The organism is Streptomyces sp. WM6378 (assembly GCF_001279695.1).
Classification (GTDB): Bacteria; Actinomycetota; Actinomycetes; order Streptomycetales; family Streptomycetaceae; genus Streptomyces.
Genome location: NZ_LGDD01000287.1, coordinates 57422 through 81802 on the forward strand (window position 1 = coordinate 57422; position 24381 = coordinate 81802).

The 24381-nt window shown below is 71.4% G+C and carries 20 protein-coding genes; 11 read left to right on the plus strand and 9 right to left on the minus strand.

The annotated features are described in order from the left end of the window. Positions 1-12 precede the first annotated feature (12 nt). The 3 genes from ADK54_RS21530 to ADK54_RS21540 all read left to right on the plus strand — a co-directional run bounded on the left by ADK54_RS21530 (position 13) and on the right by ADK54_RS21540 (position 2238). Positions 13-765, plus strand: coding sequence for a GOLPH3/VPS74 family protein (locus tag ADK54_RS21530; protein ID WP_053727302.1), 753 nt, complete (start codon positions 13-15; stop codon positions 763-765). 225 nt (positions 766-990) lie between these two features. Further along, a complete protein-coding gene (locus tag ADK54_RS21535; RefSeq protein ID WP_053727303.1) occupies positions 991-1860 on the plus strand; it encodes a helix-turn-helix domain-containing protein in 870 nt (289 codons plus the stop codon). 174 nt (positions 1861-2034) lie between these two features. Continuing rightward, positions 2035-2238 carry a DUF397 domain-containing protein gene (locus tag ADK54_RS21540; RefSeq protein WP_053727304.1) on the plus strand — a complete coding sequence of 68 codons (204 nt, stop codon included), beginning with the start codon at positions 2035-2037 and terminating at the stop codon, positions 2236-2238. 103 nt (positions 2239-2341) lie between these two features. On the opposite strand, the gene ADK54_RS21545 is transcribed toward ADK54_RS21540, so the two are convergent. Next, on the minus strand, positions 2342-3181 hold the full coding sequence (locus ADK54_RS21545; RefSeq protein WP_053727305.1) for a hypothetical protein: 840 nt from the start codon (positions 3179-3181) through the stop codon (positions 2342-2344). 81 nt (positions 3182-3262) lie between these two features. Here ADK54_RS21545 and ADK54_RS21550 point away from each other — a divergent pair, with 81 nt between their 5' ends. Beyond that, the gene (locus ADK54_RS21550) at positions 3263-4045 is read left to right on the plus strand and encodes an SDR family oxidoreductase (RefSeq protein WP_053727306.1); all 783 of its coding nucleotides are present in this window, start codon (positions 3263-3265) and stop codon (positions 4043-4045) included. Positions 4046-4442: 397 nt separating this feature from the next. After that, positions 4443-6017 (plus strand): sodium:solute symporter family protein, encoded by a 1575-nt coding sequence (locus tag ADK54_RS21555; RefSeq protein WP_053727307.1) that lies wholly within the window; start codon positions 4443-4445, stop codon positions 6015-6017. A gap of 71 nt (positions 6018-6088) precedes the next feature. Here the strand turns inward: ADK54_RS21555 and ADK54_RS21560 are convergent, their stop codons facing one another. The 4 genes from ADK54_RS21560 to ADK54_RS21575 form a co-directional block, all read right to left on the minus strand. After that, a complete protein-coding gene (locus ADK54_RS21560) occupies positions 6089-6493 on the minus strand; it encodes a hypothetical protein (protein WP_053727308.1) in 405 nt (134 codons plus the stop codon). Positions 6494-6575: 82 nt separating this feature from the next. Further along, complete coding sequence (locus tag ADK54_RS21565) at positions 6576-7700, minus strand: ADP-ribosylglycohydrolase family protein (protein ID WP_053727309.1); 1125 nt, start codon at positions 7698-7700, stop codon at positions 6576-6578. 70 nt (positions 7701-7770) lie between these two features. Further along, positions 7771-10263: a tetratricopeptide repeat protein gene (locus tag ADK54_RS21570; RefSeq protein WP_324610190.1), complete on the minus strand. Its 2493-nt coding sequence runs from the start codon at positions 10261-10263 to the stop codon at positions 7771-7773. Positions 10264-10290: 27 nt separating this feature from the next. Further along, positions 10291-10902 carry a TetR/AcrR family transcriptional regulator gene (locus tag ADK54_RS21575; RefSeq protein WP_234392153.1) on the minus strand — a complete coding sequence of 204 codons (612 nt, stop codon included), beginning with the start codon at positions 10900-10902 and terminating at the stop codon, positions 10291-10293. A 111-nt stretch (positions 10903-11013) separates the two neighbouring features. Here ADK54_RS21575 and ADK54_RS21580 point away from each other — a divergent pair, with 111 nt between their 5' ends. Then, positions 11014-11511 (plus strand): cupin domain-containing protein, encoded by a 498-nt coding sequence (locus ADK54_RS21580; protein ID WP_234392154.1) that lies wholly within the window; start codon positions 11014-11016, stop codon positions 11509-11511. A 251-nt stretch (positions 11512-11762) separates the two neighbouring features. Here ADK54_RS21580 and ADK54_RS21585 read toward each other — a convergent pair whose 3' ends face one another. After that, positions 11763-14387, minus strand: coding sequence for a bifunctional FO biosynthesis protein CofGH (locus ADK54_RS21585; protein ID WP_078966521.1), 2625 nt, complete (start codon positions 14385-14387; stop codon positions 11763-11765). A gap of 248 nt (positions 14388-14635) precedes the next feature. Between ADK54_RS21585 and ADK54_RS21590 the strand changes: the two genes are divergently transcribed. Further along, the gene (locus ADK54_RS21590) at positions 14636-16294 is read left to right on the plus strand and encodes a CocE/NonD family hydrolase (protein ID WP_234392155.1); all 1659 of its coding nucleotides are present in this window, start codon (positions 14636-14638) and stop codon (positions 16292-16294) included. A 46-nt stretch (positions 16295-16340) separates the two neighbouring features. On the opposite strand, the gene ADK54_RS21595 is transcribed toward ADK54_RS21590, so the two are convergent. Then, positions 16341-17171, minus strand: coding sequence for a TIGR03619 family F420-dependent LLM class oxidoreductase (locus ADK54_RS21595; RefSeq protein WP_053727324.1), 831 nt, complete (start codon positions 17169-17171; stop codon positions 16341-16343). Between the two features lie 279 nt (positions 17172-17450). On the opposite strand from ADK54_RS21595, the gene ADK54_RS21600 reads away from it, so the two are divergent. The 4 genes from ADK54_RS21600 to ADK54_RS21615 all read left to right on the plus strand — a co-directional run bounded on the left by ADK54_RS21600 (position 17451) and on the right by ADK54_RS21615 (position 20851). Beyond that, on the plus strand, positions 17451-18974 hold the full coding sequence (locus ADK54_RS21600; protein ID WP_053727314.1) for a CehA/McbA family metallohydrolase: 1524 nt from the start codon (positions 17451-17453) through the stop codon (positions 18972-18974). A gap of 82 nt (positions 18975-19056) precedes the next feature. Beyond that, positions 19057-19659: a Uma2 family endonuclease gene (locus ADK54_RS21605; protein ID WP_053727315.1), complete on the plus strand. Its 603-nt coding sequence runs from the start codon at positions 19057-19059 to the stop codon at positions 19657-19659. Between the two features lie 22 nt (positions 19660-19681). After that, entirely contained in the window at positions 19682-20428 is a 747-nt protein-coding gene (locus tag ADK54_RS21610) for an IclR family transcriptional regulator (protein WP_053727316.1), read from the plus strand. Between the two features lie 99 nt (positions 20429-20527). Then, positions 20528-20851: a putative quinol monooxygenase gene (locus tag ADK54_RS21615; RefSeq protein ID WP_053727317.1), complete on the plus strand. Its 324-nt coding sequence runs from the start codon at positions 20528-20530 to the stop codon at positions 20849-20851. Positions 20852-20885: 34 nt separating this feature from the next. Here ADK54_RS21615 and ADK54_RS21620 read toward each other — a convergent pair whose 3' ends face one another. Together ADK54_RS21620 and ADK54_RS21625 are read right to left on the minus strand one after the other, a co-directional pair. Beyond that, the gene (locus ADK54_RS21620) at positions 20886-22325 is read right to left on the minus strand and encodes an aldehyde dehydrogenase family protein (RefSeq protein ID WP_420717348.1); all 1440 of its coding nucleotides are present in this window, start codon (positions 22323-22325) and stop codon (positions 20886-20888) included. A 41-nt stretch (positions 22326-22366) separates the two neighbouring features. Beyond that, a complete protein-coding gene (locus ADK54_RS21625; RefSeq protein WP_053727318.1) occupies positions 22367-24106 on the minus strand; it encodes an N-acyl-D-amino-acid deacylase family protein in 1740 nt (579 codons plus the stop codon). Positions 24107-24381: the final 275 nt, after the last annotated feature.

Below are 24381 nucleotides of genomic sequence, written 5' to 3' on the forward strand. Positions count from 1 at the left end.
GGGGAGGCATGGATGGGCAGGAGCCGCAGAACTATTCCGGAAGAGCTGTTGCTGCTCGCTCTGGACCCGGCCACGGGTACCACAGCGCAGCCGCAGTCGCTCGACCTCGGCCTCGCCGGAGCCCAGCTAGTGGAGCTGGCTCTGGCAGGACGGATAGCCCCAGACGGGGATCGTATCGCCGTGGTGATGGCACGGCCGACAGGAGATCCGACCTTGGACTCCGCACTGGAACTGCTGCGCAGGCGCGGCAGCCCGGTTCGGGCCGTCCACTGGATCGGCGGGCCCCGCCTCGGGCTCCGCCAGATTTACCTCGCGCACCTGGAGCGGTGCGGCATGGTCCATGCCGTGGCGGGCCAGATGTGCGGGGTGCTGCCGACGACTCGCTACCAAGCGACGGACACGGCGATCAGCCGGGACATCAGGGCCCGGCTGGACAGTGCGATCCGCACCGGCGTACCGCCGGACCCGCGGACCGCGGCGCTTGCCGCGCTGGCCCACGCAGTCGGGCTCGGCAAGCACCTGTACCCCGGCAACGAGGGGCGTTCATCGCGCTCCCGTCTCAGGGACCTGATCAGGCACGACCCGATGGGCGGTCTCGTCGCGCACGCCGTGATGGACGTCCAGAACGGTGTGGCCGCTCAGCCACGCCGAGGCGGCCAGGGCCCCGGCGCCGCGCCGGACAACGGAAGCCGCCACGCAGCGGCGGCCGGCGTCCCGATGCAGCCGCACCACGGGGCGATGGCGAGGGCCGTGGCTCACCACTAGCAGCACCGGCAGAATCCGCATCACCAGTCGCACCGCAATACCGCCGCACCGTCGTCCCCATGACCCGGTTCGGGAGCCGCACCATGAAACGCGCGGGGCTGTCCCAACAGCCCCGCGCGTTTGCGTAGTCGCTGTGTGTGGCCATTTTCCAGCGCGCGCCCGGATGTTGGTGGCAGTCTGCAGAGCAGAAGAACAGAAAAGCCGTGAGCCGGAGGTGCGTTTCCCGTGGCGTCCAATGTCAATCCCACCGTCAGGCGGCGCCGACTGGGCCAGGAGTTGCGCAGACTCCGCGAGCTGAAAGGCATGACCGCCGAAGAGGTCGCCGAACGCCTGCTGGTGTCCCAGTCGAAGATCAGCCGCCTTGAGAACGGCCGCCGTTCCATCAGCCAGCGCGACGTACGCGATCTGTGCGGGGTGTACGAGGTCGAGGACCACCGCATCGTCGATTCACTGATGCAGATGGCCAAGGACTCCCGCCAGCAGGGCTGGTGGCACGCCTTCGGCGACATCCCGTACAGCGTCTACATCGGCCTGGAGACGGACGCCGCGAGCCTGCGCGTCTACGATCCGCAGGTCGTCCCGGGCCTGCTCCAGACCCCGCAGTACGCGGAGGCCCTCATCGCGGGGGCGCTCCCGGAGACAGCCCCCACGGACGTCGAGAAACGGGTGAACGTCCGGTTGCGACGGCAGGAGCGGGTGCGGGCGGCGGAGAACCCCCTGCGGCTGTGGGTGGTCATCGACGAGGCGGCGCTGCGCCGCCGGGTCGGCGACAAGCAATTGATGATCGACCAGCTGGAGTTCCTCATCGAGCGGTCCCAACTGCCCCATGTCACCGTGCAGGTACTGCCGTTCAGCATGGGCGCGCATCCGGGAATCAACGGCCAGTACGCGATTCTGGAATTTCCGGACGCCTCGGACTCAAGCGTCGTCTACATCGAGGGCGTCACCAGCGACCTTTACCTGGAAAAGGCCAATGATGTCCAGAAATACAGCGTGATGTACGAGCACTTGCGTGCACAGGCCCTGAATGTGGACCAGACCCGGGAATTCATTACCGGGATCGCGAAGGACTACGCCCGCGGCACGGCCGGCTGAGAACTGAAGCGCGGCACCGTACACCCCTCGCCCACCGTGATGGAAGGCCCGGCCGGAATATGCCATCCGGTCGAGTGAATGGCCACCTCGTACCCCGGGACCTGCGAGTAGCGTCGATCACGCCAACGAAGAACGTTGGCCGAGAACGACCAACTGGCAAGAACCGGAGCGAACATGGCCATTCTTCAGGGCGCCACGGACACCTGGACCAAGTCCTCGTACTCCACCGGAAACGGCGCATGTGTCGAAGTCAAGTCCCCCGAGATGCACGCCATCGCCGTGCGGGACTCGAAAGTCGTCGAGGGCCCCTCGATCGCCTTCGCCCCCGGCGCGTGGAACGCGTTCGTGGCCGAGGTGACCCGGGATTCCCTCAGCTGACCACCACGACAGCCGACGTGATACCCGCATTACCGACAAGAGCCCTCTCGACTGGTCCGCCGTCCCGGCCGAGGGGGCTCGGCCACGTCCGCGCCCCCGGCCGCTAGCGGAGCTCGTCCACGTAGCGGTCGGTGCCCGGCACGGTGGGAATGAACGGCGCCGCCAACTCCAGCCTCCCCAGGCCCGTTCCGGCGACCTCGGCGTCGAGACCCGTGAAGTGGTCCGCCCACACCTCCCTCGGATCCCGCTCCAGGAACCACAGCAGCGTGAGCCGGGTGCCGACGCCCTCGACCTGCTTCACGTACGTCATGCGGTCGCCCGGCAGCGGCGTCGGCCGGAACACCGTCACCATCGCGGCGGGCCCCCCGGCGAGGCGCTTGGGCAGCTGCCGGGAGCGCAGCCACTCCAGCAACTCGGCCCGCGCCTCCGTGCTCTCGGCGTCGATGACCTCCAGGACGAGGCCCGCGTACGGGTGGTCCAGGGCGTGGTAGTCGCGCGGCCCCGCCGCGCCGTCGCGGTAGACGGTCGCCTCGTGGTCCTGGAACGCGGTGAAGACGTGGGTACGGTCCTGGTAGACCCGCCCGTCCCGGTTGAGCCGCTTGTTGATGCCGACGGTCCACTTCATGTGCTCGCCGTAGCGCCCGTCGGTGATCCAGTACGTGGAGAGGTAGCAGCCCGCGTTCACCGGCTGGGCGATCGCGGACTTCTCCGGGTAGCGCAGCTCCTGGAGTTCGCGGGTCGCCACCCAGCGGCGCCCCGCGTACATCCAGGGCATGGCCATCGCGCCGGCGTAGTAGTGGTCGTCCTCGTACCAGCGGTTGTACGCGTACTCATGGCCCGGGTGCGGCTCCACCATGGTGATCAGCGCGTGCCCCGGGCGCACCCCGTAGGGCCCCACCGACGCCAGCTCCGCGTAGGCCTCGGGCTGTGTGTCCTCCGTCATGCCGCATCCCTTCCCTCCACCACCGGACGGACTTACTCTGACGCCCCGTCAGAAGAAGTGCCAGAGCCGGGAGGCGACCGGATGTTGCTGAGTGGGAAGACCGTCATCGTGTCCGGGGTCGGGGCCGGGCTCGGGCACCAGGTCGCCGCGGCCGTCGTGCGCGACGGGGGCAACGCGGTGCTCGGCGCGCGCACCGGAGCCAACCTCGCGAAGTCGGCCGCCGAGATCGACCCGGACGGCGCCCACACCGCGCACGCGCCGACCGACATCACCGACGAGGCCCAGTGCGAGGCGCTCGCGGCGCTCGCCGTGGAACGCTTCGGCGGGATCGACGCGGTCGTCCATGTCGCCGCCTGGGACAGCTACTTCGGCGGGCTCCAGGACGCGGACTTCGCCACCTGGCAGCAGGTCATCGACGTGAACCTGCTCGGCACCCTGCGCATGACGCGCGCCTGCCTGCCCGCGCTCAAGGCGCGCGGCGGCTCGGTCGTCGTGATCGGCACGCAGTCGTCGGTGGCGGCGCCCTCACAGGTCTGGCAGGCGGCGTACGCGGCCTCGAAGGGGGCGTTGACGTCCGCGATGTACTCCATGGCGCGCGAGCTCGGACCGGACCGGATCCGGGTCAACACGGTGCTGCCGGGCTGGATGTGGGGGCCGCCGGTGCAGGCGTACGTCCAGTTCACCGCGCACACCGAGGGGGTGCCCGAGGAGGAGGTGCTCGGGCGGCTCACCGAGCGGATGGCCCTGCCGGAGCTGGCCACGGACGCCGATGTCGCGGAGTCCGTGATCTTCCTGGCCTCGGACCGGGCCCGGGCGATCACCGGCCAGTCGCTGCTGGTGAACGCGGGCGAGCTGATGAGGTAGCACCGCCCATCAACTCACGTACAGAACAAGGCAGTTGCACCTGACTCTCTCGGCCGCACGGGACCCGCATCCCGTGCGGCCGTTCGCGTGTGCAGGGAGTCCGATGCATGAAGTCCGATGTACGGAGCCCGACGAAGTGCCCCCATGGTGTGGCCCCCGTCACGTGCACGACAACACCCCTCGAAGCAAAGGGACGGCAAAATCGTTCGACTTTATGATCCGCGTTCATATCCGTGATCGCGAGATGTCTTGACCATCCCCTTGGACAAGGGGTTCAATCCCCGAAGTCCCCGCTCCCGCACGGGGCGCCGCTGAGCCGGACGTACTGACGAAGAGCACCCGAGTTCATTGACGTCGCGCAGTGACGTTCACAAGGCGGACCCCTTGGAGGGGGCACATGAACAGTCTCGACTGGGCCGTGCTCATCGGCTACTTCGGCGTGATGGTCGCGATCGGCATCTGGTCCCACAAGCGGGTCGACAATGTCTCCGACTTCTTCACCGCCGGCGGCAGGATGCCGTGGTGGCTGTCCGGCATCTCGCACCACATGTCCGGCTACAGCGCGGTGATGTTCACCGGCTACGCGGGCATCGCCTACCAGTACGGCGTCACGTCCTTCGTGACCTGGTCGTTCCCCATCGCCGTCGGCATCGGCATCGGCGCGAGGCTCTTCGCGCCCCGGCTCAACCGGCTGCGCTCCAAGCTGCACGTGGCCTCCCCGCTCGAATACCTCAAGAACCGCTACAACGTCTCGACCCAGCAGGCCCTCGCCTGGTCCGGGCTGCTGCTGAAGATCGTCGACGTGGGCGCCAAGTGGGCCGCGATCGCGACCCTCTTGTCGGTGTTCACCGGCATCACGATCACGCAGGGCATCTTCATCACGGGCTGCATCACCGCGGTGTACTGCACGGTCGGCGGGCTGTGGGCGGACGCGCTGACCGAACTGGGCCAGTTCATCATCCAGTTGTTCGCCGGGCTCGCGATGCTGATCGCCGTCATGGGCAAGCTGGACGGCTTCTCCACGCTGTGGACGGTCTGGGACAAGCTGCCCAGCGGTCACGCGCACGCCACCGCGGGCCCGTACACCGTCACGTTCCTGATGGCGTTCCTGTTCATCAAGACCTTCGAGTACAACGGCGGCATGTGGAACCAGGCCCAGCGCTACATGGCCACCGACTCGGCGCGCTCGGCGACCCGTTCGGCCCGGCTCTCGGCGATTCTGTGGGCGGTCTGGCCGACGGTGCTCTTCTTCCCGATGTGGTGCGCGCCGCTCCTGGTCCACGCCAAGAAGCCGGACGGGTCGGACAGTTACGCCCTGATGACCGAGACGCTGCTGCCGCACGGCATGCTCGGCCTGGTCGTCGTCGGCTTCTTCTCGCACACCATGGCCATGTGCTCCTCGGACGCCAACGCCATCTCGGCCGTCTTCACCCGGGACGTCATGCCCGTCCTGTCGAAGTCGGCCCGCGCCTGGAACTCGCGCGCGGGGCTCGTCGCCGCGCGCCTGTCGACGCTGGTCTTCCTCGGCCTGTCGATGACGGTCGCGACGCAGGTCAATTCACCCGCGTTCAAGGACATCATCACCGTCGTGATCAAGTGGGTGGCCGGGCTCATGGGCCCGATCGCGATCCCGTTCATGCTGGGCATGCTCAAGACCTTCCGCCAGTCAGGCCCCACGGCCGCGCTCACCAGCTGGGCGGCCGGGCTGCTCGCGTTCTTCTTCGTGAACTACGACCTGGACGGGTCGCAGAAGACCGGGGTGGCGCTGCAGTGGCAGGTGTCGGTGCCGCTGGCGATCTCGCTCGTCCTGTACATCGTGATCGGCCTGCTCAGGCCGGAGGACACCCCGGAGCGGGACGCGCTGCTCGCCCGCATCAACTCCGATGACGACGGCCCGGGTTCAAAGTCCGCCGCGGCGTCCGTGCCGGCTCAGCCGGAGGCCGGCGACGCGAAGGTGACGACGGCCGACTGACCTTCGACGGTACGGGTGTGACGGCCCGCCCTGGGCTCCCCGCCGGGCGCGGGCCAACGCGTCGCCGGGGTTCAGCCGACGATCCCCGGCTCGCGCCGGGCGTCGCCGCCGTTGGCGGGATAGGCGTCGTCGCGGTGCGGGCCCCAGCGCTCGTAACGGAGGAGCTTCGACTCGTCGTTCTGCGGCGGGCAGTGCTGGCCGTCGTCCTCGTTCTCGTCCATCACCATGTCGTCGACGGCCTGTTGGGCGTCCCGGGCGTCGTACGGCGGGAGGTCGCCCTCGCGGGCCGAGGGGGCGGTGAACGCGGGCTCCTCCTCGGACTGGACGTACTGCTGGTGGCCTGCGTCGTCGGCCGGGGCCGCGATCGAGGTGCCCGCGCCGCTGCCGAGCAGCACGAGGGCGACCAGCGGGGCCGTGAACCAGCGTGCCGACAGGCCGCGGGAGTACGCGGTGCGGGCCTTGGGGATGGGGGTCATGACGACGACCCTGGCGAACTCACGCGTGCGCGCGCGAAGGACACGCGGTTCTGGAGCCCGTCATCCGCCCGCACGAGTGGTTTCAGCCCCTCGGATAGCGCAGCAGCCAACCCGCCGTGTTGACGGCGGGACCGTGCAGCGCGGGGCCCTGGGTCATCTCCATCGCGAAGTCGTCGGCGAGTTCGAGCAGCGTGGATCTTCCTTCGAGCTGGGCGAGCCAGGCGGGCGGCAGCGCGGTCTCGCCGTGCATCGCGCCGAGCAGGCTGCCGCAGACGGTGCCGGTGGCGTCCGAGGGCCCGTCGTGGTTGACCGAGAGCAGCAGGCCGTGCCGGATGTCCTCGCCGACCAGCGCGCAGTACACGCCGATCGCCAGCGCCTCGGGGGCGGTGTGCCCGGTGCCGAGCGTGGCGACCAGGCTCGGGCTCGGCATGCCCTGCCGTACCGCGCCGAGCGCGTGCTTGAGCGCCTCGGTGACCGGCTGGTGCCCGGGGCGCACGGCGAGCTGCGCGAGGGCCCGCTGGACGGCGCCGTCCATGGACTCGCCCCGGGCCAGGCCGTGCACGACGACGGCGAGCGCGCCAGCCGACAGGTAGGCCGCCGGGTCGCCGTGGGTCTGCGCCGCGCACTCCACGGCGAGCTGGAGCACCAACTGCGGCTCCCAGCCGACCAGGAGGCCGAAGGGCGCGGACCGGGTGAGCGCGGCCGGGTCGTCGGCGCCCGGGTTCTTGGGCTGTTCCAGGGTGCCCATGACGTCGTCGCCGAGCCCTACGAGGCAGGCCTTGGCGGGGTCGCGGCGGGCGTAGAGCCACTCCTCGCGGGCCAGCCAGCCGTTGTCCTCGCGGCGCTCGTCGGGCCCCCAGTCGCGCTGCGTCGCGGCCCACCGCAGATGCGCCCGGTGCACATCGGTGGGCGGGTGCCAGGCGCCGGTGTCGCGGCGCACCTGGGCGCGTATGAGCCCGTCGACGGTGAACAGGGTGAGCTGGGTGGCCGCGCTCACCGCGCCCGCGCGGCCGTACGCGGGGACGAGGTCGCCGAGCGCGTCCGTGCCGTGCCGTTCGCGGATCTCTGCCAGGGCGAGCCCCGCGACGCCCGCGCCGAGCGTGTCCCCGATGGCCCCGCCGAGCAGACAACCCCGTACCCGGCTACGGAAGTCCTGCTGTTCGGCCCGGCCCCAGACGGGTGCGGTGGCTCCGGCTGCTGCGCTCATGCGGCAGCACGGTACCTGAACGGATGCGCCCGTTTAAGAGGGCAAATTGACCGACCCTGCGTGAATCCCCTTACGGTCTGGGCGTGGGCCCCGGCTCCGGCGGGACGCCCGGGTACGCCGGGTCGCCCTCGTCCGCCGGGAGCGGGCCGCGCGGGATGCCCTGGGCCGTGCCGGCCTGCGCCGCCCGCGCGAGGTCCGCCAGGGCCGCCTCCTCGCGGCCCTGAGCCCGGTGCAGCCTGGCCCGCTGCTGGTACGCCCACACGTAGCCCGGCACCAGCGCGACGGCCCGGTCCAGGTCGGCCAGCGCCTCGGTGGTGCGCCCCAGTTCCGCGAGGGCCACCGCCCTGCTGCCCAGCGCCCACGCGTACCCGGGGTCGAGGGCGAGGGCCCGCCCGTACGCCGCGACGGCCTCCTCGTAGCGCCCCGCGAACCGGTACACGTCGCCGCGCTCGCCGAGCACCCACGCCCACGACGGCGACAGCCGCTCGGCGTGGTCGAGGTCGGCGAGCGCGTCCTCGGTGTCGCCGAGCAGGCCCCGCACATGGGCCCGGCGCACCAGCGCCCAGCCGTAGTCGGGGTCGATGAGCAGCGCCCGGTCGAAGTCCTCCAACGCCGCGGCAGCACAGCCGAGTTGGGCCTTCGCCTGGCCCCGGCTGCCCAGGATGAGCGCGTCGCCGGGGTCGAGCGCGAGGGCCCGGCCGAGTTCGGCGACGGCCTCGTCGTAGCGGCCCGCACGCCGGTGGGTCTCGCCGCGCTCGCGGGGTGCGCGCGGGCGGCCCGGCTCCAGCTCTTCGAGCCGGTCGAGATCGGCGAGGGCGGCCGCGTGGTCGCCGACGGCCCGGTGGGCGACGGCCCGCCCGTGGTAGGCGTCCGCGCTGGAGGCGTCCAGGGTGAGCGCCCGGCGGTAGTCCGCGAGGGACTCCTCGTACGCCTCGGTCCTGAAGTAGCCCCAGGCGCGGGCGATGTGCACGGCGACCCGGTCCTCGTCGGTGAGTTCGGGGCGGGCGAGCATCATGCCGAGGACGTCGATGCCGTGGCGCCGCTCGGCCTCCAGCGCCGCGAGGCAGGCGGCGCCCCACTTGCGCAGCGGTTCGCGGTTGGCGTCCTCGCCGGCCTCGGCGATCACCCGCGCCCAGCGCCGGGCGGTGACCGTGCCCTGGCGGCAGGCCTCGATGCCGTCGCGCAGCACGTCCCCGAACGCGCCGGCGGGGTCGGCGCACAGCCGGTGGTAGAGCTCTTCGAGGCGCGGCTCGCGCCAGGTCTCGTCGCGCCAGCGCCCGTCGCCGGCCGCGGCCCGCTCCTGGGCGTACCAGGCGGCGAGCCGCTCGTGCCCGGCCCGCCAGCGCTGCGGCGAGGCGGTGCGCTGGAGGCGCTGCATGGGGGCGCGGACGACGTCGTGGTACTTGATGCGGCCGCCCTGGTCCCGTACGAACGGGAGCGAGCGCAGCCAGTCGAAGAGCCCGGCCGCGTCCCCGCTGACGGCCGCGCGGAACACGTCCTCGTCGAGCCGGCGCGGCAGCGCGCCTTCGAGGGCGGCGGACCTGCGCACCGGGTCGGGCTCCCACTTCAGGAACCGTTCCACCGCCGTCGCACTGGGGTCGCCGATGTCGCCCGGCGTCGCGGGCCGGCTCCCGGCGAGGGTACTGACGAGCACGGGCAGCCGCCCGGAGAGCCGCAGCACGTCACGTACGACTTCCTCGTCCAGCACCCCTTTGCTGGCGAGGAGTTGGCGGGCCTCCTCCTCCGTGAAGGGGTCGAGCGGCAGATCGGCGACGTAGTCCGCGGCGGCGGGCCAGCGCAGGGGGTCGGGCCGGCCCTGGCCGGACAGGGTGAGCACCGCGTTGGCGGGCAGCCCGCCGTACCGGTCGGTGGTGACCAGATCGCGCAGCCAGCCGTCCAGAAACGCCCCGGTCCGTTCATACGTATCGAAGAAAAGGACCACCCAAGGCACGTGGGCGGCCACCCGGCCCAGCTCCTCGACGAAGACGGGGGTGAGCACGCGCAGCGGGTCGAGGACGAGCTGCACGTCCTCCTGCCGCCCGAGCCGGGCGCTGAGAGCGGCCCTCAACCGCTCGGCGCCTTCCGCCAGTTGAACCGGGTCGACGGTGGAGGCGAGCACCCCGACCCCGGGCACGAGGCCCACCCCGGCGAGCCCCGCCTGGGCCGCGACGACCGCCCCCGCCGAGGGCCCCGAGCCGGCCCCGGCCGCCTCGGCCTCGTAGCGGCGCTGGCGGTAGGTGGCCAGGATCTTGTCGAGCGCCTTGAGCGGCCACCCCTGCCGGGCGAACCGCACACTGATCGCCCCAAGGGCCTCCGGCACACTGTCGACGCCCTCGTCGGTGTAGGCGGTCAGCGCCCCGCGCTCCAGGGCGGCCTGCTCCAACTCCCGTACGAGAAAGGTCTTCCCGACCCCGGCGTTGCCGTGCACGCGGAACACGAACCGGTGCCGCTCGTCGTCGACGGGAACGTCGAAGTTCCGCTGGAATTCGGCGAGTTCATCCCGCCTCCCCACGAACCCGGCGCGTTTGCGGCGCCGGATGAGCTCCTGCATCGAAGGCTGCACGCCTCCCACCACTCCCCCCAACCCCCGTCAGCCAAGACCGAGATACTCCCCGGGGTCGACCATATCGGGCAGCGCCAGAGCGCCGTGGGGCCGCAGCCCGTGGAGATAGACGGCGACATGCCGCGCGGCGAGGGCGCCCGCCGCCTCGCGGGGCAGATGCGGCATGGGCCGGCAGGCCATCGCCGCCGCCCCGACCAGGTCGAACGCCGTGATGTCGGCCCGTAGCACCCCTTCGTCCCGCCCCTCGGCGAGCACCTCCTCCAACGCGCCCAGAATCGCCCGCTGAAGCTTCCGTACGCGGGGGTCGCGCACGACGGGCCCCCCGACGAGCGGCATGACGAGCCGGTCCCGCTGCTCGACAACGCGCCGGAACACCTCACCGAGCACCGCCACCGCACCACCCCCACCGGCACGAGCCGCCTCGACGACAGCGAGGACCGTCTCGAAGCCCTCCAGGGCGACGTCCGTGATGAGCGCGTCCCGGTCGGGGAAGCGCCGATAGAGCGTCCCGATGCCGACCCCGGCCCGCCGGGCGATGTCGTCGAGGGCGACGGCCGTGCCCTGCTCACGGAACAGCTCCCGGGCCGCGGCCAGGATCTTCTCCCGGTTCCGCCGGGCATCGGCACGCAGTCCTGTCATGCGGAACATGCTAGGCGTCGCGAATTAACTGGAGCTTTTCCTCCACATAGCGCGTACGGTGGTGGAACCACCGACCACGGCACACCCGCCGCGGCACAGAAAGGCACGGCCATGCCCGCTGCATCCGACATGCCCGAGGACCGCTTCTTCGTACTCAAGCCGGGCGAGACCCGCCCCACCCGAGTCCCGCTCCCGCCCGGCTTCGGCGTGAAGGTCACCACCACCGACAGCGAGGGCCGCCTGGCCGTCCTGGAGAACCGCCTCGACGTCGACATCCCGCCCCATGTCCACGAGCTGATGGACGAGTTCGTGTACGTACTGGAGGGCGAGATGGAGATCGACTACAAGGGCACGACGCACCGCCTGACCCCAGGCATGTCGGCCCTGCTCCCCCACGGCGTCCCCCACGCCATGCGCAACGCCTCCCAGCCCCCGGTCCGCACCCTCCAGATCTCGGCTCCGGGCGGCTGGGACCGCTTCGTGGAGGACGTGTTCGAAGCGGGCCCGGCGATCCGCACCCCGGAGGGAACGATGGACCTGGAGCAGATCAACGCGCTGGGGGAGAAGTACGGGATGCGGTATACGCGGGGGACCATGGCGCTGGACTGAGCCGGGGCCATCAGGCAGAGCCGCTCCAAGCTGAGTCCGAGGTGAGGTCGGGCATGGGGATCAGCGGTCCGTACGGGCCGTCTGGCTGGGCGCTCACGCTGGCTTCCGGTGCGGGTGTTTCGGTCTCCTCGTACGGTACAGGCGGGGCTTCGGCGGCGCGTGCGAACAGGGGGCGGGCGCAGAACACCCCGGCCGACTCCGACTGGTCCGACCCGACCGATCGCACCGCCACCTCACTCCCTAAAGCCCCCTCAGTCCCCAACCACAGGCAACAACTCCGGCAGATGCCCGTCCGAAGCATGGGCCGCCCTCACCCGCTCCTGAGGCACCTCCCCGTACAGCGTCGTGCGTGGGCGGGACGGGCGGTTCGCCGCGTCCGCGATGGCCACCAGGTCCTTGATCGAGCGGTACGAGCCGTAACTGGAGCCCGCCATGCGGGAGATGGTCTCCTCCATCAGGGTGCCGCCCAGGTCGTTCGCGCCCGAGCGCAACATCTCCGCCGCGCCCTCCTGGCCCAGCTTCACCCAGCTGGTCTGGATGTTGGGGATGTGGGGGTGCAGGAGGAGACGGGCCATCGCCGTCACCGCCCGGTTGTCGCGGGTCGTCGGGCCCGGGCGGGCGATGCCCGCCAGGTACACCGGGGCGTTCGTGTGGATGAACGGGAGCGTCACGAACTCCGTGAAGCCGCCCGTCTGTTGCTGGATGCGGGCCAGCGTGCGGAAGTGGCCCAGCCAGTGGCGGGGCTGGTCCACGTGCCCGTACATCATGGTCGACGACGACCTGATGCCGAGCTCGTGGGCGGTCGTTACGACCTCGATCCACGTCGCCGTCGGCAGTTTGCCCTTCGTCAGGATCCAGCGGACCTCGTCGTCCAGGATCTCCGCCGCCGTGCCCGGGATCGAGTCCAGGCCCGCCGCCTTCGCCTCGGTCAGCCACTCGCGGATCGACATGCCGGTGCGGGTCGCCCCGTTCACGACCTCCATGGGGGAGAACGCGTGGACGTGCATCCCGGGGACGCGCTCCTTCACCGCCTTCGCGATGTCGAAGTAGGCCGTGCCCGGCAGGTCGGGGTGGATGCCGCCCTGCATGCAGACCTCGACCGCCCCCACGTCCCAGGCCTGTTCGGCCCGGTCCGCGACCTGGGACAGGGACAGCGTGTACGCGTCGGCGTCCGTGCGGCGCTGCGCGAAGGCGCAGAAGCGGCAGCCGGTGTAGCAGACGTTGGTGAAGTTGATGTTGCGGGTGACGATGTACGTCACGTCGTCGCCCACCATGGATTTGCGGACGTCGTCCGCCACCCGGCACAGCGCGTCCAGTGCCTCGCCGTCCGCGTGCAGCAGCGCCAGCGCCTCCGCGTCGGTCAGCTTCGTCGGGTCGTCGGCGGCCACCGAAAGGGCCTGGCGTACGTCCGCGTCGATGCGGGACGGCACCATGCCCGGGGCCGCCGCCTCGCGCAGGGCCCCCCAGTCGCCGTACACGGAGTCGAAGTCCTCGCGGCGGTCGCCGGTGCGGCCCTCGGTGTCGATGGTGCGGTGGAGGTCCGTGCGGCCGGACGCCGCGAAGCCCTCGTCGGGCTCCTGCCACGGCAGGCCGCGCACCTCGGCCGTCTCGTTCGCAAGGCCCGTCTCCGGGTCCGCGAGCGCGCGTACGTGCGGCAGCAGCCGGGGGTCGAGCCACGGCTCGCCGCGCTGCACGAACTCCGGGTAGATGCACAGGCGCTCGCGGAGGGAGAAGCCGGCTTCCTTCGAGCGATCCGCCAGTTCGTCGATCTGGGGCCACGGACGCTCGGGATTCACGTGGTCGATGGTGACCGGGGACACCCCGCCCCAGTCGTCGATCCCCGCGCCGATCAGCCGCTCGTACTCCCCCGCCACCAGGTTCGGCGGCGCCTGAAGACAGGCGGCCGGGCCCATGATGTGCCGGGCGACCGCGACCGTCGCCACCAGGTCGTCGAGCTCGGCGTCCGGCATGCCGCGCATCGCCGTGTCCGGCTTGGCGCGGAAGTTCTGGATGATCAGTTCCTGGATGCCGTGGTACGAGCGCGACACGCGGCGCAGCGCGAACAGCGAATCCGCGCGCTCCTCGTACGTCTCGCCGATCCCTATCAGCAGCCCGCTGGTGAACGGCACCGACGAGCGCCCCGCGTCCTCCAACACCCGCAGCCGCACGGCCGGTTCCTTGTCCGGGGAGCCGTAGTGCGGGCCGCCCGGCTCGGACCACAGCCGGGTCGCGGTCGTCTCCAGCATCATGCCCATGGAGGGTGCGACCGGCTTCAGGCGCTGGAAGTCCGTCCACGAAAGGACGCCCGGGTTGAGGTGCGGGAGCAGGCCCGTCTCCTCCAGGATGCGGATCGCCATGGCGCGCACGTACGCGATCGTGTCGTCGTAGCCGTGCGCGTCGAGCCACTCGCGGGCCTCGGGCCAGCGGTCCTCGGGCTTGTCGCCCAGCGTGATCAGGGCTTCCTTGCAGCCGAGTTCGGCACCCTTGCGCGCGATGTCGAGCACCTCGTCGGGGGACATGAACATGCCGTGCCCGGCCCGGCGCAGCTTGCCCGGCACGGTGACGAAGGTGCAGTAGTGGCACTTGTCCCGGCAGAGCCGGGTGAGCGGGATGAACACGCTCTTCGAGTACGTGATGATCCCCGGCCGGCCCGCCGCCTCCAGGCCCGCGTCGCGGACCCGGGCGGCCGAGGCGGTGAGGTCGTCGAGGTCGGCGCCGCGGGCCTGGAGCAGCACGGCCGCCTCGGCGACGTCGAGCGCGACGCCGTCCCTGGCGCGTTTCAGCGCGCGCCGCATCGAGTTGGCGGTCGGTGCGGCGGACTGCGGTGAGGCAGGGCCCGGTCCTTCTGCCTGCGGGGGCTGCGTGCTGGAAGTCATCCACCGAGCATACGAGCGTGCGCTCGCCCGGGGACCGTGGGCATCGTCACCAGCCCCATGGGATCAAGCCGCCGTACATTTCCGGCCGTTCTGCGCGAAAGCACATCGCTACACAGCGCGTCCGAGTCGATACTGGGGGTCGCTCCGGGCCCGAGCGGTGACACCCGTGCACGTTCCGTACAAGTTCGACGAACTGGGATGGGACCGACGTGACTTCAAAGGGTTCAAAGGGAACGCAACCGGCCGCCGTGGTGAGCCTCTACCCGGAGCTGGACGAAGGCGCACTCGTACAGGTCGTGCAGGCGCTGCGCACCGGCGACACCTCCAAGCTCGCCCCCGCGCGGGCGGCCGAGGTGGCCGAGACGCGGGAGGCGGCGACCTTCCTGGACGGCGTGAAAGTGCCCGTCGAGGAGGGCGTCGAGCTCGACGCCGCGTTATGGCTGCACAACGGCGAGGGGTCGCACCCGCTGATCGTGATGCCCTCGCCGTGGGCCAAGCAGGGCTGGACCGTCTACACCGTGCAGGCGATGCGCTTCGCCCGCCGCGGCTACCACGTACTGGCCTACACGACGCGCGGCTTCGGCGAGTCCGGCGGCCAGGTCGAGGTGGCCGGCGAGAAGGACATCGCGGACGGCATCAAGGCCCTTGACCACCTCATCTCCCAGGCGGGCGGCCCGAGTTCGATCGGCAAGGTCGGCTTCCTCGGCGACTCGTACGGCTCCGGCATCAGCCAGCTGGTCGCCGCCGAGGACCCCCGCGTGCACGCCGTGGTCGCGCTCAGCACCTGGGGCGACCTGGGCGAGGCGTTCTACGAGAACAACACCCGGCACGTGGCCTCAGTGCGGACGCTGCTCGGCGCCGCCGCCACGGCCCGGCTCAGCGCGCGCACCCAGAAGGCCTTCGACGACGTGCTGGCCAACGAGAACGTCGAGGAGACGCTGAAGTGGGCGGCCGAACGCTCGCCCTACCACCGCGTCGACAAGCTGAATGAGCGCCCGGTGCCGGTGCTGTTCGCACAGGCCTGGCACGAGACACTGTTCCCGGGCAACCAGACGCTGAAGATGTTCAACGCCCTGAGCGGCCCCAAGCGGCTGCTCTGGTCGATCGGCGACCACTCGGGCCCCGAGATGACCGGCATGCTGGGGCTGCCCAACCGGATCTGGCAGGAGGCGCACCGCTGGTTCGACCGCCACCTGCTCGAAGTGAACGGGGACGAGGCCGCGGCCGCCGCGTTCGACTCCGAGTCCGGCGCCGAGGACCAGGTCGTCAGCGAGATCATGTGGGGCCGGGCGCTGGAATCCCGCGCCACCTGGCACGCGGCGACCGGCACCCCCGAGCGGTTCTATCTGGCCGGCCCGTCCGAGGGCGCCAAGGACGGCGGGCTCCTGGACAAGCCCACCAACGGCTGGCACACCACGTTCACCACCGGCACCGACACCCCGGCCACCGTCGCCGACCAGATCCTGCTCACCGGCTACGCCGAACTGGCCGGGCTCCCCAAGGCGTACCGGACGGGGAAGATCGACCGGAACGCGGCCGGGGTGTGGACGAGCGCCCCCCTGCCCTCCCGCCACCAACTGCGCGGCGTGCCACGGCTGCGGCTGACGGTGGCGCCGAGCGAGCCGGACACGACGTTCGTGGCGTACCTCTTCGACGTCAACGCGCTCGGGATCGCCCGCATCATCACGCACGCGCCGTACACGCTGCTCGGCGGCGTCCCGAAGACGCCGGCCACCGTCGACATCGCGCTCCAGGTCACCGGGTACGACGTGCGGGCCGGCCACCGCCTGATGCTCGTCGTGGACTCGGTCGACCCGTTCTACGGCGAGCCCGCCAAGACCCCCGGCACGATCACGATCACCTCGCCCGACGAGGACCCGTCGTATCTGGACATCCCGCTGAACTGAGCCGAGCGCACCGGGGGCGGCCCACGAGGCCGCCCCCACTTCCCGTTTACAGATACGAGGCGTACTCGTCCAGAACCTTGAGCACCCCGGTCTCGTCGGCGGGCGGCAGCTGGAGGACGACCTCCTCGATGCCGAGCTCCGCGTAGTGGGCGAGCTTGCCGGGGGCCGGGAGCACGGCGTACGGGACGATCTGGAGGTCCCGCGCCTCGCGCCCGGCGTCCTCCCACGCCCGGCGGAGCACGGGCAGCGACTCGGTGAGGCCGCGCCCGCCGATGGGCAGCCAGCCGTCGGCGTACTCGGCGATGGCCGCGAACAGCTTCGGCCCGGCGGCCCCGCCGATGAGGGTGCGGGGAGCGCCGTTGCGGACGGGCTTGGGGAAGGCGTACGAAGCCTTCACGGACCCGAACTCGCCCTCATATGAGGTGGGTTGGTCGGCCCACAGGGCACGCATCAGAGCCATCCGGTCGCGGACGAGTTCGCGCCGGGTGGCCCACTCGACGCCGTGGTCGGCGGCCTCCTCCTTGTTCCAGCCGTAGCCGAGCCCGAGGGTGAAGCGGCCGCCGGAGAGGTGGTCGAGGGTGGCGATCTGCTTGGCGAGGTCGATCGGGTCGCGCTGGGCGACCAGCGTGATCCCGGTGCCGAGGTCGAGGTTCTCGGCCACCGCCGAGGCCTGGCCGAGCGCGACGAACGGGTCGAGGGTGCGCCCGTACTCCGGCGGCAGCTCCCCGCCCACCGGGTAGGGGGTGACCCGCTCCACGGGGATGTGGGTGTGTTCGGGCAGGTAGAGCCCGGAGAACCCGCGCTCCTCCAGCTCGCGGGCGAGGCGTACGGGGGTGATCGTCTGGTCGGTCAGGAAGATGGTGACGGCGATGCGCATCGGCATACCTTCCGGTCGGTCTGCGGTGGGGATCACTTCCTATCTCCAGCGGGGCGCAGCCGCAAGGGACGCCAGGAGCCGGCGCCCAGGCCTTGCCGGAATCGGCCACAGGCCCTCAACCCCTCAACTCCCCGACTCCCCGCGTTCACGCGGGGGTACGAGAGTGGACGGGCACCCCGGGAGGGGGCATCGCTCCCGGGGAAATATCTCGCCCCTTCTCCCGACTGTCCTGACTCCCCCGACCCTCCCGACTCTCTCGACTCATTTGGAGCTGAGCTCATGACCGAGAACGGATCCGGATCCATCGGCAGACGCGGTCTCATCGTGACGGGCGCGGCGACCGCGCTTACCTTGGGAACCGTGAGCTTCGCGAACGCGGCACCCGGCGGCGGCGCGGGCGGGCGCCCCGACGAGACCAGGGTGGTGCGCGGCACGCTGCCGCCCGGCTCGCCCGACTTCGTGTACCTGCCGGTCGAAGTGCCGCACGGGGTAAGGGAGTTGGCGGTCTCGTACACGTACGAGAAGCCGTCGGAGCCGGCCGGCACGCAGGGCAACGCGCTCGACATCGGCGTCTTCGACGAGCGGGGTACGGGGCTCGGCGGTGCGGGGTTCCGGGGCTGGTCGGGCGGGGCGCGTACGGAGTTCTTCATCCGCGCGGACGACGCGACCCCCGGCTATCTGCGCGGCCCGGTGCGCGCGGGGACCTGGCACGTCGCGCTGGGCCCGTACACGGTGGCGCCGCAGGGCCTGCCGTACACGGTGACGGTCACGCTGAAGTACGGCGCGCCCGGCACGACGCCGGCGCCGGTCTACCCGCCGACGCGGGCGAAGGGGCGGGGCCGGGCCTGGTACCGGGGCGACTGCCACATGCACTCGGTGTACTCGGACGGCGGCCGCACCCCGGCCCAGATCGCGGCGCTTGCCCGGGCGGCGGGCCTCGACTTCATCAACACCTCGGAGCACAACACGAATTCGGCGCACCGGGCGTGGCAGGGCCTGTGGGGCGACGACCTGCTGATCATGACGGGCGAGGAGATCACGACCCGCAACGGCCACGTGGTGGCGCTCGGAACCGACCCGGGCACGTTCATCGACTGGCGCTACCGGGCCCGGGACAACCGTTTCGGCCACTTCGCGCGCGCGGTCCGCACGGCGGGCGGCATCGTGGTCCCGGCCCACCCGCACGCCACGTGCGTCGGCTGCGGCTGGAAGTTCGGCTTCGGCGAGGCGGACGCGGTGGAGGTGTGGAACGGCCCGTACACCCCGGACGACGAGGTGACCCTCCAGGAGTGGGACAACTCCCTTACGGTGTCCGCCCGTTCGGGCAAACCATGGACCCCCGCGATGGGCAACAGCGACGCCCACCGCGACCCGGACCGCATCGGCGGCCCCCAGACGGTGGTCCTGGCCGACGACCTGACCCGGGAGGCGATCCAGGCAGGCCTGAAGGCGGGCCACTCGTACGTGGCGGAGTCGGTGGCGGTGTCGCTGTCCTTCTCCGTCGCCGGCGGCCACGGCCAGCACGCGGGCATCGGCGAACGCCTGCGGGCCGCCGCCGACGAGCCGGTGACGGCCCACCTGGAGGTGACGGGCGCGCCGGGCTGCTCGGTGGCCTTCGTGACGGACCAGGGCACCCTGTACACGACCCAGCTCCCCGCCTCGGGCACGGGCACGGCGCAGTGGCAGACGACCCCGCAGTACGCGACGTACATCCGGGCCGAGGTCCGCCACGCCCCGGTCGTCCCGGGGCTGCCGGGGCCGCTGGCGGCGTTCACTAATCCGGTGTTCTTGGATGCCCGGTAACCGGACGTGACCCCGCGTCCGTGCTTATCGTTGTACTGCGCGGCCGTGTTCGTTCGAGAGACGGCCGGGGAGGAGCGCCACGATGACCGTTGTCGACGACCGGATCACGGACGACAGGATCGAGATGGCCGAGCACAGGGACAGCGAGCACACGCTCGACACGCTGTTCGAGTGGCTGGAGAAGACCGCCCCCGACGGTTACCGGATCGACATTGTCGAGGGGGACATCTTCATGACGCCGCAGCGGAGCATCCACTGGGACATCATCGCGGACATCTTCGAACAACTACGGACAAAGTTCCCCCGGAAGCGGATCCTCTCCGACGTCCGGATCGACTATCCCGGGCACCTCAACGGCTTCTGCTCCGACATCACCCTCGTGTCCGAGGCGTCTGTCGAACACGGCGCGCGGCGCTTCGTCCACAATGACGTCGAGTTCGTAGCCGAGGTCATCTCGAAGGGAACCGGCCACAACGACTACCTTCCCAAGCGGATCGCGTACGCGAAGGCCGAGATCCCCGTCTACCTGATCGCCGACCCGTACCAGGGCAGGTGCCACGTCTACACCCAGCCCAAGAAGGGTGACTACGTCAGCGAGCTCCGGGTGACCTTCGGCGACGAGCTCGACCTGACGGACACGGTCGTCGGCCTCGTCTTCTCCACGGAAGAATTCCCCCGGGAGTGACCGGGGCCCGTACCCTCGCCCCATGACCAGCAGCACCCCCCAGTCCGTCGACCGTGCGCTCGCGATTCTCGATGCCGTGGCCGATGCGCCCCGGCCGGTGGGGGCCAAGGAGCTCGCGCGGGGGGTCGGCTGTTCGTTGTCGACCGTCTATCACCTGCTCGGGGCGCTCACCGCGCGCGGGCATCTCACGCGGACCTCCCAGGGGTACGTTCCCGGGCCGCGCGTGCCCGTTCTGCACCGGGCCTTCCAGCGGCATCTGCGGCTCGACCCCGGCGTCGGTGAGCTGCTCGGGCGGCTGCGCCGGGCGACCGCGGCCGAGGCGTACTACACGGCCTACCGCGGCGGGCTGATCACCGTGGTCGACAGCACCGCCCCCGTCACCGACACCGCCAACCCCTTCACCCCCGGCCCCGAGGTCCGCGCCCACGCCACCGCGCACGGCAAGGCGCTGCTCGCCGGGCTCCCCCGGCCGGTGCGCCGGCGCTACCTCGACGAGCACGGCATGGCCAGGTTCACCGACCGTACGATCACCGCCGCCGAGCGGTTCGAGGCGGAGCTCACCCGGGTCCGCGGGCAAGGGTTCGCCGTGTCCATGGGGGAGGCCGATCCGGCGTACACCTGTCTCGCCGTGGCCCTGCCGGGGCCGCGCGCGGACGGGAGCGTGCACGCCGTGTCGGTGTCGCTCGCCACCGCCGAGTTCCGTACGCGGCGCCGGGCGATCCGGGGCGCCGTGGCCCGGGCGGCTGCCGAGCTGGTGCCGGGGGCCTGAGCGGCCCGGCTGCGACAGGGTCCGGCCCGGATTCCGAGGGAGCCGGAATCGGCCGCATCCCCGCTTGCACCGGCCCCGCCCGCACCGCACCGTAGAGGCATGATCTTCATCGCCGTCAGGTTCACCGTCCGTCCCGAGCACGCCGACAACTGGCTCGCCATCGTCGACGACTTCACCCGTGGCACCCGTGCCGAGCCGGGCAACCTGTTCTACGACTGGTCCCGCAGCGTGGACGACCCCACCCAGTACACCCTCCTCGAAGGCTTCGCCGACGCGGCCGCGGGGGCGGCGCACGTCGACTCCGACCACTTCCGCGCGGGCATGGAGTCGATGGCCGGCGCCATCGCCGCCACCCCCGAGATCATCAACGTCGAGGTGCCCGGCCAGGGCTGGAACAAGATGGCCGAGCTGTCCCCGAAGTAGCCGGGCAAGAAGTAGCCGAGCAAGAAGTAGCCGACTAGCCCGGCCAGACGATCGACTGGAGCTCGCTGTACGCGTGCAGGGCGTACGATCCGACGTCCCGGCCCACCCCGCTCTTCTTGAAGCCGCCGAACGGCGCCTCCATGTTGCGGCCGATCGTGTTCACGCCGACCCCGCCCGCGCGCAGCCGCCGTGCGACGCGGAAGGCGCGGGCCACGTCCCCGGACCAGACGTAGTCGAGCAGGCCGTACTCGCTGTCGTTGGCCAGCGCGATGCCCTCCTCCTCCTCGTCGAAGGGGATGACCACGACGACCGGGCCGAAGATCTCCTCCCGGGCCACCCGCATGTCGTTGGTACAGTCCGCGAGGAGGGTGGGCGCGACATAGAACCCCCGGTCGCGCGCCGGGCGTTCGCCTCCTGCCACGACCGTCGCCCCCTCCTTCCTGCCCAGCTCCACGTACGACTCGATGCGGTCCCGGTGGGCGGCCGAGATCACCGGGCCGACCACCGTGTCCGGCGCCGTCGGATCGCCGACCTTCAGGAAGCCCGCGTACCCCTTGAGCTTCTCGATCAGCTGGTCGTGGACCGCGCGCTGCACCAGGACGCGGGTGGGCGCGGTGCAGATCTGGCCGCTGTAGAAGGCGAAGGTCGTGCCGATGCCCATGACCGCCGAGTCGAGGTCGGCGTCGTCGAAGACGAGCGCCGCGCCCTTGCCGCCCAGCTCCATCAGCTGCCGCTTCATGTCGCGGCCGCACACCTCGGCGATGCGCTGTCCGACGGCGGTGGAGCCGGTGAAGCTGACCATGTCCACGTCCGGTGAGTCGACCGCCGCCTCGCCGACGGCCGGCGCGGACCCGGTGACGACGTTCACCACCCCGCGCGGCACCCCCGCCTCCGCCAGCGCCTCGGCCATCTTGAACACCGACAGCGGGTCCTGCGGGGCGGGCTTCACCACGACCGTGTTGCCCATGGCGAGCGCGGGTGCGACCTTGCCGGCCGGGTTGGCCCAGGGGTTGTTGTACGAGGTGACGCACGTGACGACGCCGACCGGCTGCCGCACGGCGAGCGCGCCGAAGACCCCGGCCCTGCCCATGGGGCCCGCTTCGTTGATCTGCGGTACGAGGGCTTCCTCCACCGGCTCCAGGGCACCCTTCGCGTACCGGCGGAACCGGGAGACCCCCACCCCTACCTGCATGCCGCGCGCGGTGGCGGTGGTGGCGCCGGTCTCGGCGCGGGCGAGCTCCGCGTTCGGGGCGAAGTCGCGCTGCATGAGGTCGGCCGCCCGGTCGAGGATCGCGGCCCGCTCCTCGGGGCGCGTACGCGACCAGGAGGCGAAGGCCTCACGCGCGGCGGCGGCCGCCCGGTACACCTGCTCGCGGCTGGCCTCGGGCGCGAGCCCGACGACCTCCTCGGTGGCGGGGTCGAGCACGGGATAGTGCCCGCCGTCGGGCTCGACCCACTCGCCACCGATGAACAACTTCCGTTCATGGTCTGGCAGTTGAGGCGGTTGAGATTGACTCACTTGGTGCTCACCGTCCTGGTGTCGCGGCCGGAACGGAGCACCGTGCCGGGCACGGCCCCCGTCACCCGGTCGTCGCGGAGGGTCTCGATGCCGTTGACCCGGACCGAGACGATGCCGATCGCCTTGGAGTCGAGCCGGGGGCTGTCGCCGGGCAGGTCGTGTACGAGGGTGGCGGGGCCGGCCTCGATCCGTTCGGGGTCGAAGAGGACGAGGTCGGCATGGAAGCCCTCCTCGATCCGGCCGCGCTCGCGGAGTCCGAACAGCCGGGCAGGATCGTCGGTGAGCATCTTCACGGCTCGCTCAAGGGGGACGAGCTTGCGGCCGCGCAGGCAGTCCCCGAGGAAGCGCGTGGTGTACGGGGCGCCGCACATCCGGTCGAGGTGCGCCCCGGCGTCGGACCCGCCGAGCAGGACGTCCTCGTGCTCCCACGTCTCGCGGCGCAGCGCCCAGGTGGCGGGGTCGTTGTCGGTCGGCATGGGCCAGAGCACGGTACGCAGCCGGTCGTTGGCGCAGATCTCGACGAGGCAGTGGAACGGGTCGAGCCCGCGCTCGGCGGCGATGTCGCCGACGACCCGCCCCGAAAGGCCCTCGTTCTCGGGGCTGTAGGTGTCGCCGATGACGTACCGCCCGAAGTTGGCGAGGCGGCGGAAGATCCCGGCCTCCTTGCTGTCGGCGCGGCGCAGCATCTCGGCCCGTACGTCCGCGTCGCGCAGCCGCTCGATGCGCTCGGGGACGGGCAGGGCGAGGATCTCGCCCCAGCCGGGGATGAGGTTGAGGGCGCAGAAGGTGCCGAGCGACATGTTCATGGGCGTGAGGATCGGCATGGTCAGCGCGACGATCCGGCCACCGGCCTTGCGGGCGCGCTCACTCGGTACGAGCTGGCGGGGTACGCGTTCGGGTACGGCGGCGTCGATGGTGAGGACGTTCCAGTTGAGCGGACGCCCCGCGGTGGCGCTCATCTCGACGAGCAGGTCGATCTCGTCGTCCGCGAACTGGTCGAGGCACCCGGCGACGATCGCTTCCAGCTGCGTGCCCTCGTGCTCCCCAACTGCCCTGCTGAGCGCGAGCAGTTCGGCGGGCAGGGCGTGCCGGGAGGCAACGGGCTTTCCGTCGCCGTCGGAGTGGGTGGAGGACTGGGTGGTGGAGAGCCCCCAGGCCCCGGCGTCCATGGCGTCATGGAGCAGGGCGAGCATCGCGTCGAGCTGCTCGGGGGTGGGCTGCCCGCCGACGGCGTCCGGGCCCATGACGTGGCGGCGCAGGGCGCAGTGGCCGACCATGAATCCGGCGTTGACGGCGATGCGCCCGTCGAGGGACGAGAGGTAGTCACCGAAGCTGTACCAGCCCCAACTGACGCCTTCCTCAAGGGCTTTGAGGGACATCCCCTCCACCTTGGACATCATGCGGCGGGTGTAGTCGGCGTCCTCGGGGCGGTCGGGGTTGAGCGGGGCGAGGGTGAATCCGCAGTTGCCGCCGGCGACGGTGGTGACGCCGTGGTTCATCGACGGCGTGGCGTACGGGTCCCAGAAGAGCTGGGCGTCGTAGTGGGTGTGCGGATCGACGAACCCGGGGGCGAGTACGAGCCCGGTGGCGTCCTCGGTGCTCGCGGCGGCCTCCTCCACGGTGCCGGGGTCCGCGATGACGGCGATCCGGCCGCCCCTTATGCCGACGTCGGCGGGCCGGGCGGGGGCGCCTGTGCCGTCCACGAGGGTGGCGCCCTTGATCAGGTGGTCGAGCATGGGGTCCCTTTCCTGGGTGCGGGGCGGCTTCGTCTTGCCGGGGGCGGTTCTGGGTACGCAGGGTCCCGCCCCCGCTTTCCGCGTACGCGGGGCTGCCCCGGCCGGGGGCCGCCGCGAATGGCCTCCGGCCGGGGCCGGTTACGGGGCGGCGGTCCGGGAAGACACCACCCCGCGTCTTTCAGCCCGGGGGCCTCCGCCCCCGGCACCCCCTGGGCTGGGGCGGGCCCGGGGGCCCACCCGCCCGCCCGTATGCGCAGGATCGGATGGCCCGGGCC

Coding starts and splice junctions, on each gene's coding strand:
- ADK54_RS21530 (WP_053727302.1), top strand. CDS start 13: ATGGGCAGGAGCCGCAGAACTATTCCGGAAGAGCTGTTGCTGCTCGCT.
- ADK54_RS21540 (WP_053727304.1), top strand. CDS start 2,035: ATGGCCATTCTTCAGGGCGCCACGGACACCTGGACCAAGTCCTCGTAC.
- ADK54_RS21545 (WP_053727305.1), bottom strand. CDS start 3,181: ATGACGGAGGACACACAGCCCGAGGCCTACGCGGAGCTGGCGTCGGTG.
- ADK54_RS21550 (WP_053727306.1), top strand. CDS start 3,263: ATGTTGCTGAGTGGGAAGACCGTCATCGTGTCCGGGGTCGGGGCCGGG.
- ADK54_RS21555 (WP_053727307.1), top strand. CDS start 4,443: ATGAACAGTCTCGACTGGGCCGTGCTCATCGGCTACTTCGGCGTGATG.
- ADK54_RS21560 (WP_053727308.1), bottom strand. CDS start 6,493: ATGACCCCCATCCCCAAGGCCCGCACCGCGTACTCCCGCGGCCTGTCG.
- ADK54_RS21565 (WP_053727309.1), bottom strand. CDS start 7,700: ATGAGCGCAGCAGCCGGAGCCACCGCACCCGTCTGGGGCCGGGCCGAA.
- ADK54_RS21575 (WP_234392153.1), bottom strand. CDS start 10,902: ATGACAGGACTGCGTGCCGATGCCCGGCGGAACCGGGAGAAGATCCTG.
- ADK54_RS21580 (WP_234392154.1), top strand. CDS start 11,014: ATGCCCGCTGCATCCGACATGCCCGAGGACCGCTTCTTCGTACTCAAG.
- ADK54_RS21585 (WP_078966521.1), bottom strand. CDS start 14,387: ATGACTTCCAGCACGCAGCCCCCGCAGGCAGAAGGACCGGGCCCTGCC.
- ADK54_RS21595 (WP_053727324.1), bottom strand. CDS start 17,171: ATGCGCATCGCCGTCACCATCTTCCTGACCGACCAGACGATCACCCCC.
- ADK54_RS21600 (WP_053727314.1), top strand. CDS start 17,451: ATGACCGAGAACGGATCCGGATCCATCGGCAGACGCGGTCTCATCGTG.
- ADK54_RS21605 (WP_053727315.1), top strand. CDS start 19,057: ATGACCGTTGTCGACGACCGGATCACGGACGACAGGATCGAGATGGCC.
- ADK54_RS21610 (WP_053727316.1), top strand. CDS start 19,682: ATGACCAGCAGCACCCCCCAGTCCGTCGACCGTGCGCTCGCGATTCTC.
- ADK54_RS21615 (WP_053727317.1), top strand. CDS start 20,528: ATGATCTTCATCGCCGTCAGGTTCACCGTCCGTCCCGAGCACGCCGAC.
- ADK54_RS21625 (WP_053727318.1), bottom strand. CDS start 24,106: ATGCTCGACCACCTGATCAAGGGCGCCACCCTCGTGGACGGCACAGGC.